The organism is Flavobacterium sp. LHD-80 (genome assembly GCF_030929605.1).
Lineage (GTDB): Bacteria > Bacteroidota > Bacteroidia > Flavobacteriales > Flavobacteriaceae > Flavobacterium.
This window is the reverse complement of the sequence record NZ_JAVFVS010000001.1, coordinates 579475-594699: the sequence shown is the minus strand read 5'-3', so window position 1 is coordinate 594699 and position 15225 is coordinate 579475. Positions and strand designations below refer to the sequence as shown.

Here is a 15225-nt window from a genome sequence, read left to right as displayed (position 1 = left end):
ATTAACATGTAAAGTATTTCATATAAAAATGAATTTTTTCAAAAAAATATTTGGTTCCAGTGATGCCGCTTCGGACGAGGAAAATGAAAGCGAATATGGAGGAAATCCTATTCAGAACAGTCATTTATCTATAGACGAACAATTCATTTTCAATTTCAAGAAAAATGGCGGTAAATTTTTGTATTGTGAAAACACACAAGAAGTTGCTGAACAATTTGAAAATATTTTAGAGGAAAATGATTGGTTTGAAAATGAAGTTTTATGTTACGAACCAGGTCTTTTTCATTTATTAGAAGAAAATAAACTGCCTCATATTTCACCTAGAAACCCTAAATTTTTATTGGCTTCATGTGAAAATTTAATTGCTGACGAAGGCTCAATTTTGTTTTCATCTAAACAAATCAGACAAGACAAACCTAACGAACTTCCTGCAAACATTGTCATAATTGCCACTACAAGCCAAATTTTGCCAATGAAAAGTGACGGATTAAGCGCAATTAAACGCAAATACGAAAGAGACTATCCTACCAACATTACCACTATAAAATATTTCGAAAAGGCTAAAGAAGAAGATTTTACCCAATACGGAAGTGTTGCAAAAAATCTTTATTTATTGCTTTTAGAAGATCTTTAAGATGAACGAAACACTGAAGAGAACCATTTCTGGTGCTGTTTATATCGCTTTACTGCTTACCTCTATTCTGTTTTCGACTGAAAGCTTTATTATTCTTTTTGGCATTTTCCTAATTATTACAATTTATGAATTTTCCAATTTAGTAAGCCTGAATAAAATATTCTCCATTTTATTTGGAACGCTTTTGTTTTCTGCAATCATTCTGATCAGTCATTATAACAAACAAACAACTGAGTATTTAAATGGTTTATTAAGTTCAAATCTTGATTTGACCCTTAATATTAAGCAACTAGACTTAATACTACTTGCCGTTACACTGGTAGTATCTATAAAATGTATACTATTCTTATTTTATGACTCGGTACAAAAAATAAGTACTTCTTCTAAATATTTATATTTATTAGGTTATATCACACTACCTTTTGTTTTTATTGTCAAGATTTCTTTTGGAACTAATGATTATAATCCGAAAATTATTCTTGGATTATTCATTTTAATATGGACCAACGATACTTTTGCTTATTTGGTTGGAAAATCAATGGGAAAACATAAATTATTTGAGCGTGTTTCTCCTAAAAAAACAATCGAAGGTTTTTTAGGCGGTGCTGTATTTGCCGCTTTTGCAGGTTTTTTAATTTCAAAATTATACATTCAGCCAACTCCTGAGTTTAGTAATAAATCAATTTTAATTTGGACCATAATTGCTTTAATTGTGAGTATTTTTGGTACAATTGGAGATTTAATCGAGTCCAAATTTAAACGAATTGCTGGCGTAAAAGACAGTGGCTCAATTATGCCAGGACACGGAGGTATTCTAGATCGCTTAGATAGTGTTATATTTGTAGCACCAATTATATTTTTATTTTATCAAATTTTATATTATGTTTCATAAAGAAGGAGGACCATCCATTTTACTAGGTACTATTTTTGCCGTTGCTGTACTGCTTATTGCTGACAAATTTATTGATATTGCCTGGCTGAGAATGCTTGTTCAAATTGCTGGCGTAGTAGTTTTGATTATTATTTTGCAGTTTTTCAGAAACCCAAAAAGAATTGCAATTCGCAACAGCGATCACATCCTTGCTCCGGTTGACGGAAAAGTTGTGGTTATTGAGGAAGTTTATGAAGGTGAATTTTTTAAAGATAAACGTCTACAGGTTTCGATCTTCATGTCACCAATAAACGTTCACGTAACACGTTACGCAATGGATGGAATTATAAAATTCAGTAAATATCATCCTGGAAAATTTTTGGTAGCGTGGCACCCAAAAGCTAGTGAAGAAAATGAAAGAACCACAGTTGTAATCGAAAATGATACTTTTGGAGCGGTTCTTTACAGACAAATCGCTGGAGCTTTGGCACGTCGAATTGTGAATTACGCAAAAGAAGGAATGCAGGTTGTTCAGGGAACTGATGCTGGCTTCATTAAATTTGGTTCGAGAGTAGATTTATTTTTACCTTTAGGTACTCCAATTGATGTGGTTTTAGGCCAAAAAGCAATTGGCGGAAAAACAATTATTGCTACGAAAGCTTAAATGTCTGAAAAAGATTTAGATACTCGTTTCGCAGAGGCTGTTGAAAATGCTTTGCAAATGACACAGGCCTCACTGCCTCAAGATGTGCAGCTGCGACTTTATGCGTATTACAAACAAGCCACTTTTGGCACAGCAGTTTACAATCAATCGCAGAATTTTGATTTAAGAGATGCATTCAAGACAAATGCATGGATGCAGATCAGTCATATTTCGAGCGATGAAGCAAAAGAAAGTTATATTGAAATCATCAATTCACTAACATCAAAATAAATTAATTATGAAGAAAAGCATTACTCGTTTTGGCATTATAGCTTCATTTTTCGTATTATTTTCATGTAATGACAGTAACAAACTTACTGAAGTTGTTGAAGTGCCTTTGCCAACGAAAGAAGAAAAAATCACCATTGGAACTCCTGAAGAAGTTACGATTGAACCTGGCTCATTTGGACTTACAAAACTGTCTTTTGGTTATGATGGTTTAGCACCAGATATTCGTTCTCTTACTCTTGAAACACATTATTCTAAGCATTATGTTAGTTATACGAATAATCTAAATAAAGAAATTGTTTCTACGGAGTATGAAAATATGCCTCTGGAGGACATTTTAAAGAAAATGGATCTGAGTAATGCAAAACTTCGTCAAAACGCGGGAGGATATTATAATCATACCATGTATTTTAATCTTCTGACGCCAAAAGAACAGACACCAAAAGATACACTTGCTGGCTCAATAAATAAAGAATTTGGGTCTTTTAATAATTTGACAAATCAGTTTAAAGCACAGGCCGAAAAACAATTTGGTTCTGGATGGGTTTGGCTTGTTGTGGATCGATACGGAAAACTACAGATTACAACAACAGACAATCAAGATAATCCTTTAATGAAAAATGCTTTGATTCCTGGAACTCCAATTTTAGGAATTGATTTATGGGAGCACGCTTATTATCTTGATTATCAAAACCGAAAAGGAAGTTATATTGATGCTTTTTACAAACATATAAATTGGGAAAAAGCAAACGAATATTATAAAGAGGCTTTAAAGAAAGTCAAAAAAGTATAATTATATAAAAGCTGATACAAAATAAGTATCAGCTTTTTTTGTATCTTAATGTTCTGATTTAAAAAGACATGAAAGATATTGCTAATCGTTTTATAGAAAATCCGCTGTTATCACCGTCAGATATACCAGCAAGCCGTGAAGGACTAGAAATTACTTGTTTACTAAATCCGGGTGTTTTTCAATTTCAAAATAAAATATGGCTGGCTGTTAGGGTTGCTGAAAGGCCAAAACAAATCGAAAGCGTTATTTCTTTTCCCATTTTAACTGAAATAGGCACTATTGAGATTATCGAAATTCTACAAGATCATCCTGAGCTAATCGCAACCGATGCACGAGTTATCAATTACCAAGGAAATGACTATTTAACCACATTATCACATATTCGCCTTTTGTGCAGTGAAGACGGGCGTCATTTTTATGAACCTGAAAATTATCCGCATCTTGTTGGCGAAGGAATTTTAGAGACTTTCGGAATTGAAGATTGCCGTGTTTCTTTAATTGAAGAGAAATACTATCTGACTTTTACTTCTGTATCAAAAAATGGTGTTGGCGTAGGATTACGTACCACAACAGATTGGAAAGTTTTCCAGAAACACGGAATGATTTTACCGCCTCATAATAAAGATTGTGCCATTTTTGAAGAAAAAATAAACGGATTATTTTATGCTTTACACCGTCCAAGCAGTGTTGATATTGGTGGAAATTACATTTGGATTGCATCCTCTCCTGACGGCATTCATTGGGGAAATCATAAATGTATCATTAAGACCAGAAAAAATCTCTGGGACAGCAAAAGAGTTGGTGCCGGCGCTGCACCAATAAAAACAGAAAATGGTTGGTTAGAAATTTATCATGGTGCCAATGAAAAGCACCAATATTGTTTGGGTGCTTTCTTAATGGATTTAAATGATCCTTCAAAAGTGATTTCAAGAACTGATGATCCAATCATGTTTCCAACAACAGATTACGAATTAAGCGGTTTTTTCGGAAATGTTGTTTTTACAAATGGACATATAATTGATCCTGATGGAGATACGCTTACTATTTATTATGGCGCTTCAGATGAATTCGTTTGCGGTGCTCAATTTTCAATTAAAGAAATTCTATCACTTTTAATAGACATCTAAAAAACAAAAAACTTGCTTAGAATCAGTAATTCAAAGCAAGTTTTTCATATTTGAGTCTTTTTATTCTTATTTAATTTACTTCATAAATAAATGATTCAGAAGGCTTTATTTTAACTCTCGCTATGCCTTCTCCATTCTTAACCGTAAAATAAGTTTTGCTTTCTGCGTATAATTTATCTACAAGCACATATGAACCATCTTTCAAGTTCCATTTTGAAATAATAGCAGCAGGAACTCTTAATTCGAATTCACTTGTTTTATCAGAAGAAAAATTAGCTACAATAATCAATTTTTGTTTTTCAGACCAGCGAACATACGAATATATCAATTCGTCATACCCTGCATTATTCTGACGATTTAAAGATTGAATTTCCTGAAAACTTCCCATTAAAGCAGAACTGTTAATCGAAAAATTCAACAATCGTTTGTAGAAATCACGCAAATTTTTCTCTGAATCAGATAATTTACCACAGTCAAATTTCCCGTCATTCATCCATCTTTGATGATTTGGAACTCCGATATAATCAAAAATTGATGTTCTGGAACGTTTTCCAAAACCTGCATCTTCATTTCCTGCCTCTCCTACTTCTTGCCCAAAATAAATCATTGTGGGTGAAGTGCTTATTGTAGTTGAAACCACCATTAACGGTTTTCCGCGTTCTGGAGTTCCTGCAAATTCAGAACTTGCCAAACGTTGTTCGTCGTGATTATCTAAAAAATGAAGCATATGATGTTCAATATCAGCCATTCCTTTTTGAATATCAGACAAACCATCTGGTGAAGATTTTCCTCTAATAACATCTTTCAGTTTATCGTACGTTTCTACTTTATCATACAAATAGTCCATTTTTCCTAAGTGAATATAATTTCGGTATTCATTTGGATTATAAACCTCGGCTAATAAAAAAGCATCTGCATTTTTCATTTTGATTGCCGAATTCATATAACTCCAAAATTCATACGGAACCATTTCGGCCATATCATAACGGAAACCATCGACACCTTTTGCAGTCCAATACAAAGCAATATCTCTGAACTTTTTCCATGAACTTGGAACATCTTTGTCTTGCCAAAAAGCAAAATGTTCTTTATAAGATTTTTGATCAAATCCTGCAGGAAGTTCAGGAAAATCTTTTGAACCATCTGGACGAATTCCGTAATTCACTTTTACCGTTTCATACCAATCATTCTGGTCTGGTTTGGCTTTTCGCGAGCCGTTACCTGTCCATTTTGCAGGATTCTCGGTAAATTTTCCATCAATAAGCGGATTCTTTTCTCCATTTAAAGGAATGTCTCCATCTGGAATTTCAAAAGAAGTATTGGGTATATAATAAAAATTGTTATCTCGTTTATATTCAACACTTACATCATCATTAGCGCCAAAATCACTTACGCCTTCAGGATTGTTTTTCCCTTCATATTTTCTGGCAATATGATTTGGAACAATATCAATAATCAATTTCAATCCTGCTTTGTGCGTACGATTGATTAATGCTTCAAATTCCTGTAATCTATGCGCAGGATTTTCAGCCAAATCTGGATTTACACTATAATAATCTTTTACTGCATAAGGCGAGCCTGCACGTCCTTTGACAACTTCTGGATCATCATTTGAAACTCCAATTGCTGTATAATCTCGAACCAATGCATGATGAGGAACTCCAGTATACCAAATATAAGTAACGCCTAAATCTTTAATTTCATGAAGCGCTTTATCCGTAAAATCATTAAATTTTCCAACTCCATTTTCCTCAATTGTTCCCCATGGTTTGTTCGTGGTGTTTTTGTTTCCAAACAAACGTGTAAAAACTTGATAAACTACAACCTTCTTCGTTGCAGGATTTTCTTCTTTAACCGTACTCATTTTTAAATCTTTTGTTTTACATGCCGAAAAAAGCATACTTGCTGCCATTCCTGCAGCAAAAAATCGTTTATTTATCATATTCGCTATATAATCTTTCTTTTTTGAGATTTTAGAATGAAATTCAGCTTCCAAAACCATTTTCTAAATTTAGTTTAATTTTTAAAACGAGAATAAAACTCACTTCAAATTATTCCGAAAATTGTCCCAAAATCATGAACTACAACGAGAGAGTAAGTTGTTTTGTTGATAAATTAAAAATTGGAAGATACAAAGTGACAATGAGACAAAGGCTCTTATAATATCATTAAAAAGGTAAAAAAAAACACTTTTAAACTTTGTCGCTTTGTCCCTTTGTCACTCTCAACCTAAAAATATAAATTAATCCTAATAACATTATAAGGTTGTATCCTTTTTCATAAATTTGACAAAAATTTAATCAATTGAAGAAATCACTCTTTTTCATATCTTTTTGTCTGATGTTCTTAACTGTGCAATTCGGTTTTGCACAGGCATCAAAAAATAAACCGGGAACTAAAAAAATCATTATCGAGAACGCTGACTTTTCTGATGTCAACCAGGAAATAGCGCCAGATGCGCTTTTATTGACTGGAAATGTAAAAATAAATCACGACGGAGTAGTTTTAACTTGTAACAAAGCTTATTTTTTTCAGAAGGAAAATTATTTAAAAGCTTTTGGAAATGTACAATTAGTTCAAGGTGATACTTTATACCTAAACAGCAAATACGCTGAATACAACGGAAATCTAAAAAAAGCTTTTGCAACCGGAGACGCGGTGATGACTTCGCCAGATGCTACACTGCAGACAGATACAATTAATTTTGACCGAAATGTACAGCAGGTTTTTTATAATACAAAAGGAACTATTGTCAATAAAGACAATACCTTAGTAAGTAAATCTGGAAGGTATTTTGTGGCCGAAAAAAAGTTCCAATTTTTAACTGAAGTAACAATTACGAACCCAAAATATGTAATTAAATCAAATCACTTGGATTATTACAGCAACTCGGGACACACGTATTTACTTGGTCCTTCAACAATTACAAGCAAAGCCAATTACATTTATACCGAAAAAGGCTTTTATGACACTAAAAAGAACGTCGCACACTTTTTACGGAAATCATATATTAAATATGACGACAGGCGTATTGAAGGCGATAGTTTGTTTTACAATAGAAATACTGAATTTGCATCGGCTACGCGAAATGTAAAAATTACGGATTCTATTAATAAAGGACTCGTGAAAGGTCATTATGCCGAATTATATAAACTGAAAGATTCTATGTTTGTCACCAAACGAGCTGTTGCTATTAATTTGGTCGAAAATGATTCTGTGTACATTCACGGACAAAAATTAATGGTTACAGGCAAAGAAGGCGAAAGAATTTTGAGAGCGTTTAAAAATGTTCGTTTTTACAAAACGGATATGAGTGGTAAATGTGATTCGATTCACTCTAATTCTAAAACCGCTTTGACAAAATTGATTGGCAATCCGATTTTATGGAATGGTGAAAGCCAGATTACCGGTGATATTATGCATTTAATTGGAGACAACAAAACTAGAAAAATAGATTCTCTAAAAGTTCTCAACAATACCTTTTTGCTTTCGCGGGATACATTGGGAACTGGTTTCAATCAAGTAAAAGGACTTAATTTATTTGGAAAATTCATAGACGGAAAACTCCATGACGTTGACATTATCAAAAATACGGAAGTCATTTACTACAGCCGAAATGATCAAAATGAACTTGTTGGTATTAATAAAAGCGTAAGCAGTAAAATCAATTTGGTTTTGGAGAATAATTTAATCGAAACGATCACACTTTTCAACAATGTTGACGGCGATCTTTATCCAGAAGCTGATCTACCAGAAAACGCCCGTAAACTTAGAGGAATGCGCTGGCGCGGTGATGAACGAATAAAATCAAAAGACGATATTTTCACTGCAGAAGACAATGAATTGAATGAAAAATTGATAAAAGAAGGAAAAGATCAAGAAGAGAAAGATAAAAATGTCCCGATGAAAGTCAGGAAAGAGACTTTAAATTACGATAAGAAGAAACCGCAGACTAAAAGCAAGAAATAAGTTTTCAGTCTCAGTCTCAGTTTTCAGTAATATTGGAAACTGAAAACTGAGACTGCGACTAACCTTAGAATCTTAGCATCTCAGCAACTTAGCATCTTAAAAAAAAATGAATCCAGATTTTATAAAATATCAGGCACAAACTTCTCCTTATCCTTTAGGAATGGAAGTTTCTCACGCCATAGGCTCTTATATTTACGACACAAACGATAAAAAATATTTAGATTTTGTAGCAGGCGTTTCAGCCTGTACACTTGGGCATCAGCATACGCGTGTAAATCAAGCCATAAAAGATCAGCTTGACAAATATTCCCATGTAATGGTTTACGGAGAGTATTCGCAAAGTCCTGCTGTACAGTATTGCAAATTATTAGCCTCACTCCTTCCTGAATCTTTAAATAAAACCTATTTAGTAAATTCAGGTACTGAAGCAATTGAAGGTGCTTTAAAATTGGCAAAAAGAACCACAGGTCGCAGTCAGCTTATTTCATGTCACAACGCTTATCACGGAAACACAATGGGTTCTATGAGCGTTATGGGATTTGAAGAACGTAAACAAGCTTTTAGACCTTTGCTTCCTGATGTTGATTTTATCACTTTCAATAACGAAAAAGATCTTCAAAAAATCACCACTAGGACAGCAGCAATTCTTTTAGAAACCATTCAAGGAGGCGCTGGATTTATTCAGCCTCAGGATAATTATCTTCAAAAAGTACGTAAGCGCTGTGATGAAGTTGGCGCTATGATGATTGTTGATGAAATTCAGCCTGGTTTCGGAAGAACTGGAAAACTTTTTGGCTTTCAAAACTATGATGTAATTCCAGATATTGTCGTTATGGGAAAAGGTATGGGAGGCGGAATGCCAGTTGGAGCTTTTACAGCATCGGCAGAAAAAATGGATCTTTTGACCGAAAATCCAAAATTAGGACATATCACCACTTTTGGAGGACACCCTGTCATTGCGTCAGCCTGTTTAGCTACTTTGCAAGAATTAACTGAAACAAATTTAATGGCAGAAACGCTGGAGAAGGAAAAACTCTTCAGATCACTTTTGGTACATCCTTTGATAACAGAAGTTAGAGGAAAAGGATTAATGCTGGCTGCCATGACAGAATCAGCTGAAATTACCAACGAAGTCATTCTAAACTGTCAAGACAAAGGCTTGATATTATTTTGGCTTTTATTTGAAGGATGCGCGATTAGAATCACTCCTCCATTAACTATTTCAGAAGACGAAATCAAAGAAGGTTGTAACATAATTTTAGCCGTTATGGATGAAATTATGCATCGAAACAAAAGATAGATTTTAAAATAATATTTCAGCTATTTTTTCTTCTTAAACGAGCAGACAGAATATTAATCAGCAAATTGATAACCAGCTAAAATTTTCGGTTACAATTAAAAAAGAATAAAAAATGAAGCTGATCCCTTGATTATAAAGGAGATTTCTTCCCAAAACAGAATAAAAAACATCATATATTGTTAATTAAATTGTTCAAAACAATTAATTCTCTTTCCTTACAACAATTATATGGTTGCCTAAATTTATAACAGGCTAATTTCAAATAGAGAAAGTATGCAATTAAGCAACGAAGAAGAAGATTATAACCTATCCCTATCTAAATTTGAGTCGATGTTAAAAACTAACAAAGTACTCTTTTTTGATTCTGAAGAATTCGAGGAAATCATTCTTCATTATTTAGATATAGGCAAGGCTAATTTAGCAAAAAAGGCCTTAAAACTTGCATTAGATCAGCATCCAAAATCTACAGGCTTAAAATTAGTACAAGTAGAAATGCTGGTTTACGACGACAAACTCGACATCGCTGAAAAGCTTTTAAATGAGTTATATGCAATTGAACCCAACAACGAAGAGATTTATATCCAGAAAGCCAATATCTGTTCTAAAAGAGATCAACACGAAAAGGCTGTAGAATTACTAAAAATTGCCCTGCAATATACTGATGACTACGCTGATGTGTACAACTTGATCGGAATGGAATATCTGTTTATGGATAATCTTGAGATGGCAAAAGACAACTTCATCAAATGTCTTGAAGAAGATTTAGAAGATCAATCTGCTTTATATAACGTGGTTTATTGTTTTGAATTTTTAGATCAAAACCAAGAAGCGATTGTTTATCTTAACCAATACATCGACAGAAATCCGTATAGTGAAATTGCCTGGCATCAGCTGGGACGCCTGCACTATGGCGTAAAAGAGTATGAAGCGGCAATTCGTGCTTTTGACTATGCAACGTTGATTGATGATGAATTTTTAGGAGCGTTTATGGAAAAAGCGAAAGCTTATGAACGCCTTAAAAAATATAACGAAGCAATTGAAAGCTACAATCGTACGATCGAATTGGATGACGCAACTTCATATGCATTATTGCGTATTGGAAAGTGTTATGAAAAACTTGGAAATGCGGTAAAAGCACTTCAATATTACAATCAGACCGTTCATGAAGATCCGCTTTTAGACAAGGGATGGATTGCGATCACTGATTTTTATATGCGCCAGAAAAATTACCAAAAAGCGCTGTTTTTTGTAAACAAAGCGTTGGCAATTGACAATCAAAATCGTTTATACTGGAAGCGTTATGCGACGATAAACAAACAAATGAACTTTTTTGAAGAGGCTGAGTTTGGATACCGTAAAGCAGTAGAATTTGGTGATTATGCCTTAGATACTTGGTTATATTGGGTAGATATACTTCAGTTTTTGGGTGAATTCGAAAGTGCCATTCAAACTTTATTGCAGGCATCAGAATATTTTCCAGAAGAAAATGAAATTGAATACCGTTTAGCAGGATTGTATTTCATGATTCAGGATACTACAAAAGCAAAATTTCACTTAAGCAATGGTTTGCGTTTAAACTTCGACAATTACATTTTAATCGAAGATTTGTTTCCTGTTGTATGGACAAAAAAGACAGTTAAAAATTACATCGAAAAACACAGAAAATAAGAATGATAGGAATTTTAAAGAGGCGTTTTGGCTTGTTAGGCCGTAATATTAGTTACTCATTTTCAAAAGGTTATTTTACAGAAAAATTCAATAACGAGATTTTTGCCGGCAACAGCTACGAAAATTTTGACATTGCTGAAATCAATCACCTTACCGGATTATTGAAAAACAATCCAGATTTGAAAGGTTTAAATGTTACGATTCCGTACAAAGAGCAAGTCATTCCTTTTTTAGATAAACTTTCAAGAAAAGCAGCTTTAATTGGTGCAGTAAATACAATTAAATTTACCAAAAACGGAAAATTAAAAGGCTACAATACTGATTATTACGGATTTAAAAAATCATTAAAACCGTTATTAGAACCGCATCATAAAAAAGCCTTGATTTTAGGAACTGGAGGCGCTTCAAAAGGAGTCGCTTTTGCTCTTGAAGAACTAGACATTCCATACACTTTTGTTTCGCGCGAAGCAAAAGAAAACATTATCGATTATAATCTAATCAATGCTACTACATTTGATAACTTTCAAATTATAATCAACTGTACACCAGTAGGAACAAGCCCAAATATTGAAGCTTGCCCCGACTTGCCTTACGAATTTTTTACTGACAAGCACATTGCTTACGATTTAATTTATAATCCGGCAGAAACGCAATTTTTAAAAAATGCTAAAGAAAAAGGTGCAATCATAAAAAATGGCTACGATATGCTAATTTTTCAAGCTGAAAAAGCTTGGAAAATTTGGAATAAATAAAAAAATGATGCCAAATTAAATGTTAATATTTTTTTCGTAACTTAGACTACTCATTAATAGATAGTTATGGAAAAAATATACTTACTTTTTATTTTTGTTTTTCTAGGAATCGCAACTTCAAATGCACAAGGGACAGAAGTTGAAGAGAAAATTCCATTCACAGAACCACGTTTTCGTTATTACCTCCAAACTTTGCTTTTTTATAATGAATATTTGGACACCGACAATGGTTCTTTCAATACCACTCAAGTTCGTGCCTTAGTCCCTATTGGCAGTAAGGCGTGGAATTTACGATTTGACCTTCCAGTTGTATCAGCAAATACAAACGAACAAAACAAAACAGGATTAGGTGATGTTGGTGCAGGTATAAGTTATATACCTTATTTGCAAAATCATCAAGGCATTGCTGTACGAGCGAGGGTTTACTCCAATTCTGCTACAGATCCGGCCTTTGGATCTGGAAAATGGGTATTTATGCCCGCCTTTTTTTATGGTCGCTATTTTAATGACAAAAAATTTTTATGGATCTCATCTTTTGAATACCAACAGAGTTTTGCAGGATCAAGTCAACGCAAGGATGTTAGTATTGGTGTTCTAGAAAGTGTATTATTTCATTTCTTTGGAAAAAATTGGGTCGCTGGTGACGTAGCATTACGATACAATAGCACTATAAAAGGCTACCAAAACAATGCTTACATAGAATATGGAAGAAAAATAACTCCAACTAATTTAATATACATTCATCCAAGTGTTGCATTTGGAGGCGACAAAACCTACAATTGGGGTCTCGAGGGCGGTGTGCTGATTTTGTTTTAGTTTTCCATTTATGGATTCCACAATTAAAAAGCAATGCAAATTGAAATATTGGATTCAATTAAATTTTCTTAAAAACTTAGTAAAATCAAATTTAAACTTACTTCAAAGATTCAATAAAAAATCTCCTATCATAATTGTAAATTAGCTGAATAAATAAGAATTTCGTCGTAAAATAGCGTATAAACAAGTGATTTATTTTGTAGTTAGAAACACCTTTACTATCTTTCGCACTGTTTAAATAAAAACCTTATACATTTAAAATGTTAGAAGAAAAGAATGATAACCTGCAAGAAGCAGACGGAAAATTAGGAATCGACACTACCGATTCTATTCAAGAAAACGCAATTGATGAAACATTGGGTACGGAAACAGCTGCTGAAAATCTAGTTTCTGAAACTGAAGCCAGCACTGAAGAAGATGATCATCAAGATGCGTTAGATGCTATTACAAATTCTAATGCAGAAGAAAGTGAAGATGAAACGCTGAAAGAGCGTCATGATATCCCCATGCAGGATTACGATACTTTTTCATTAGACGCACTAGTAGATGAATTAAGAAAACTGATTCAGACAGACAAAGTAATGTCTGTAAAGGATCATATTGAAGAAATCAAAAAGTCATTTTTACTGCAATACAATCATTTGATTGAAGAAAAAAGAGAAGAATTTAATGCTTCAAAACAAGATCCTAACGAAGAATTTGAATACCACTCTCCTTTAAAATCTAAATTTGATGAATATTATAATGTTTTTAGAGAGAAAAGAAATGTTCACTTTAAACATTTACAAAGTAATTTAAAAACAAATTTAGATACCAGACTTGCTATTGTTGAGGAATTAAAAGAACTTATCAATCCTCAGGAAAACATCAAAGATACTCTTAAGCATTTTAATGATTTAAGAGAAAGATGGAAAAACGCTGGAGCAATTCCAAAAGACAAATACAATCACGTTTGGAATAATTATCATTTTCATGTAGAAAATTTTTATGATTATCTGCATTTAGACCGTGAAGCCAGAGATTTAGATTTCAAATATAATTTGGAACAAAAACAAAAAATCATCACACGCGTTGAAGAATTAGTGAACGAAACTGATATCAGCAAGGCATTCCGTGAATTACAAGATTTACACCGAATCTGGAAAGAAGATATCGGACCGGTTTCTAAGGAACACCGTGATGTAATCTGGAATAGATTCAGCGAACTGACTAAAAAAATTCATGATAAAAGAGAAGTATTGTTTGAAAGCCAAAGAGCTAATGAACAGCAAAATCTTGAAATCAAAAAAGAAATCATTGGAAAAATTGAAGTTTTAGGAACTGAAAAAGTAAATTCTCATTCACAATGGCTTGTACAGATTCAAAAAGTAGAAGCGCTTAGAAATGAGTTTTTTGCAGCTGGAAAAGTACCTTCAGATGTAAATGAAGAGACTTGGTCATCGTTTAAAACAGCAGTAAGGAATTTCAATGCATTTAAAAACTCGTTTTACAAAGACATCAAAAAAGATCAAAACGACAATTTAAATAAAAAAATGGCTTTAGTTGCAAAAGCTAAAGAACTTCAGGAAAGTACTGATTTCAGTAGTACTACGCCAATCATGAAGCAAATTCAGGAAGAGTGGAAACAAATAGGCCATGTTCCTAAAAAATATTCAGATAAAATCTGGAAAGAATTCAAAGATGCCTGCAACCACTATTTTGATAAATTAAAAGAGCATAAATCGGAAGAAAATCAAGACGAAGTAACTGCTTTTGACAACAAAAAAGCCTATTTAGATATCTTGAGAGCATATCAGCTGACAGGCGATCACAAAACCGACTTAGATGCTATAAAACAACATATTGAAATTTGGAAAGGGTATGGAAAAGTTCCTTTTTCAAGACGTCATATCGAAGGAAAATTCAATAAAATTCTGGATGCTCTTTTTGAAAAATTAAGTTTGAGCAAGAAAGAAAGCGAAATGATGCGTTTCTCCAATAGAATCGATTCTTTATCAGATAGTAATGATACTAGAAAATTAGATAATGAAAAGATTTTCATTATGCGCAAAATTGAAGAAGTTCAGAATGAAATTTTCCAATTAGAAAACAATATTCAGTTTTTCACGAATACTAAAAACGCTAAAAAAGAAAATTCAATTGTTCTCGAAGTTCGCAAAAACATCGCAATTCACAAGGAAACTCTTGATGTTTGGAAAGATAAATTGAAACAATTAAGAAACTTAAATCAGCCGGAATAATTCTCAGGCTGAACGAAGTCGAAACCATTTAAATATAAAAGGTGTAATGAAATTCATTGCACCTTTTTTTATGTGCTTTGCGGTAAAATCAACATAACGAACCCAAAACTTAACATTGGCATTA

The 15225-nt window shown here is 33.2% G+C and carries 13 protein-coding genes; 12 read left to right on the top strand and 1 reads right to left on the bottom strand.

Features of this window, described 5'->3' with window-relative positions:
• Positions 1-28: 28 nt before the first annotated feature.
• From RB619_RS02555 to RB619_RS02530, 6 genes are all read left to right on the top strand, one after another.
• Positions 29-634 carry a lactate utilization protein B/C gene (locus RB619_RS02555; RefSeq protein ID WP_308093756.1) on the top strand — a complete coding sequence of 202 codons (606 nt, stop codon included), beginning with the start codon at positions 29-31 and terminating at the stop codon, positions 632-634.
• A gap of 1 nt (position 635) precedes the next feature.
• Positions 636-1526 carry a phosphatidate cytidylyltransferase gene (locus RB619_RS02550; protein ID WP_308093754.1) on the top strand — a complete coding sequence of 297 codons (891 nt, stop codon included), beginning with the start codon at positions 636-638 and terminating at the stop codon, positions 1524-1526.
• The gene (locus RB619_RS02545) at positions 1516-2169 is read left to right on the top strand and encodes a phosphatidylserine decarboxylase family protein (protein WP_133525656.1); all 654 of its coding nucleotides are present in this window, start codon (positions 1516-1518) and stop codon (positions 2167-2169) included. The genes RB619_RS02550 and RB619_RS02545 overlap by 11 nt, the downstream gene beginning before the upstream one ends.
• Complete coding sequence (locus RB619_RS02540) at positions 2170-2439, top strand: acyl-CoA-binding protein (RefSeq protein ID WP_308093748.1); 270 nt, start codon at positions 2170-2172, stop codon at positions 2437-2439. It begins immediately after the preceding gene.
• Positions 2440-2446: 7 nt separating this feature from the next.
• A complete protein-coding gene (locus tag RB619_RS02535) occupies positions 2447-3229 on the top strand; it encodes a superoxide dismutase (RefSeq protein ID WP_308093745.1) in 783 nt (260 codons plus the stop codon).
• A gap of 68 nt (positions 3230-3297) precedes the next feature.
• Entirely contained in the window at positions 3298-4356 is a 1059-nt protein-coding gene (locus RB619_RS02530) for a glycoside hydrolase family 130 protein (RefSeq protein WP_308093742.1), read from the top strand.
• Positions 4357-4426: 70 nt separating this feature from the next.
• Here the strand turns inward: RB619_RS02530 and RB619_RS02525 are convergent, their stop codons facing one another.
• Positions 4427-6298 (bottom strand): alpha-amylase family glycosyl hydrolase, encoded by a 1872-nt coding sequence (locus RB619_RS02525; RefSeq protein ID WP_308093985.1) that lies wholly within the window; start codon positions 6296-6298, stop codon positions 4427-4429.
• Between the two features lie 398 nt (positions 6299-6696).
• Between RB619_RS02525 and RB619_RS02520 the strand changes: the two genes are divergently transcribed.
• The 6 genes from RB619_RS02520 (at position 6697) to RB619_RS02495 (ending at position 15101) form a co-directional block, all read left to right on the top strand.
• Positions 6697-8325: an OstA-like protein gene (locus RB619_RS02520; RefSeq protein WP_308093982.1), complete on the top strand. Its 1629-nt coding sequence runs from the start codon at positions 6697-6699 to the stop codon at positions 8323-8325.
• Between the two features lie 106 nt (positions 8326-8431).
• On the top strand, positions 8432-9625 hold the full coding sequence (locus RB619_RS02515) for an aspartate aminotransferase family protein (protein WP_308093740.1): 1194 nt from the start codon (positions 8432-8434) through the stop codon (positions 9623-9625).
• Between the two features lie 273 nt (positions 9626-9898).
• Positions 9899-11293, top strand: coding sequence for a tetratricopeptide repeat protein (locus RB619_RS02510; RefSeq protein WP_308093738.1), 1395 nt, complete (start codon positions 9899-9901; stop codon positions 11291-11293).
• Between the two features lie 2 nt (positions 11294-11295).
• Positions 11296-12045, top strand: coding sequence for a shikimate dehydrogenase (gene aroE, locus RB619_RS02505; RefSeq protein ID WP_308093736.1), 750 nt, complete (start codon positions 11296-11298; stop codon positions 12043-12045).
• A gap of 66 nt (positions 12046-12111) precedes the next feature.
• Entirely contained in the window at positions 12112-12861 is a 750-nt protein-coding gene (locus RB619_RS02500) for a lipid A phosphoethanolamine transferase (RefSeq protein WP_308093730.1), read from the top strand.
• Positions 12862-13121: 260 nt separating this feature from the next.
• Positions 13122-15101, top strand: coding sequence for a DUF349 domain-containing protein (locus RB619_RS02495; protein ID WP_308093728.1), 1980 nt, complete (start codon positions 13122-13124; stop codon positions 15099-15101).
• The last annotated feature ends 124 nt before the right edge of the window (positions 15102-15225 follow it).

Excerpts from the sequence above, each read along its gene's own strand:
- RB619_RS02545 (WP_133525656.1), top strand. The coding sequence starts at position 1,516 with ATGTTTCATAAAGAAGGAGGACCATCCATTTTACTAGGTACTATTTTT.
- RB619_RS02555 (WP_308093756.1), top strand. The coding sequence starts at position 29 with ATGAATTTTTTCAAAAAAATATTTGGTTCCAGTGATGCCGCTTCGGAC.
- RB619_RS02515 (WP_308093740.1), top strand. The coding sequence starts at position 8,432 with ATGAATCCAGATTTTATAAAATATCAGGCACAAACTTCTCCTTATCCT.
- RB619_RS02535 (WP_308093745.1), top strand. The coding sequence starts at position 2,447 with ATGAAGAAAAGCATTACTCGTTTTGGCATTATAGCTTCATTTTTCGTA.
- RB619_RS02540 (WP_308093748.1), top strand. The coding sequence starts at position 2,170 with ATGTCTGAAAAAGATTTAGATACTCGTTTCGCAGAGGCTGTTGAAAAT.
- aroE (WP_308093736.1), top strand. The coding sequence starts at position 11,296 with ATGATAGGAATTTTAAAGAGGCGTTTTGGCTTGTTAGGCCGTAATATT.
- RB619_RS02525 (WP_308093985.1), bottom strand. The coding sequence starts at position 6,298 with ATGATAAATAAACGATTTTTTGCTGCAGGAATGGCAGCAAGTATGCTT.
- RB619_RS02510 (WP_308093738.1), top strand. The coding sequence starts at position 9,899 with ATGCAATTAAGCAACGAAGAAGAAGATTATAACCTATCCCTATCTAAA.
- RB619_RS02495 (WP_308093728.1), top strand. The coding sequence starts at position 13,122 with ATGTTAGAAGAAAAGAATGATAACCTGCAAGAAGCAGACGGAAAATTA.
- RB619_RS02530 (WP_308093742.1), top strand. The coding sequence starts at position 3,298 with ATGAAAGATATTGCTAATCGTTTTATAGAAAATCCGCTGTTATCACCG.
- RB619_RS02550 (WP_308093754.1), top strand. The coding sequence starts at position 636 with ATGAACGAAACACTGAAGAGAACCATTTCTGGTGCTGTTTATATCGCT.
- RB619_RS02500 (WP_308093730.1), top strand. The coding sequence starts at position 12,112 with ATGGAAAAAATATACTTACTTTTTATTTTTGTTTTTCTAGGAATCGCA.
- RB619_RS02520 (WP_308093982.1), top strand. The coding sequence starts at position 6,697 with ATGTTCTTAACTGTGCAATTCGGTTTTGCACAGGCATCAAAAAATAAA.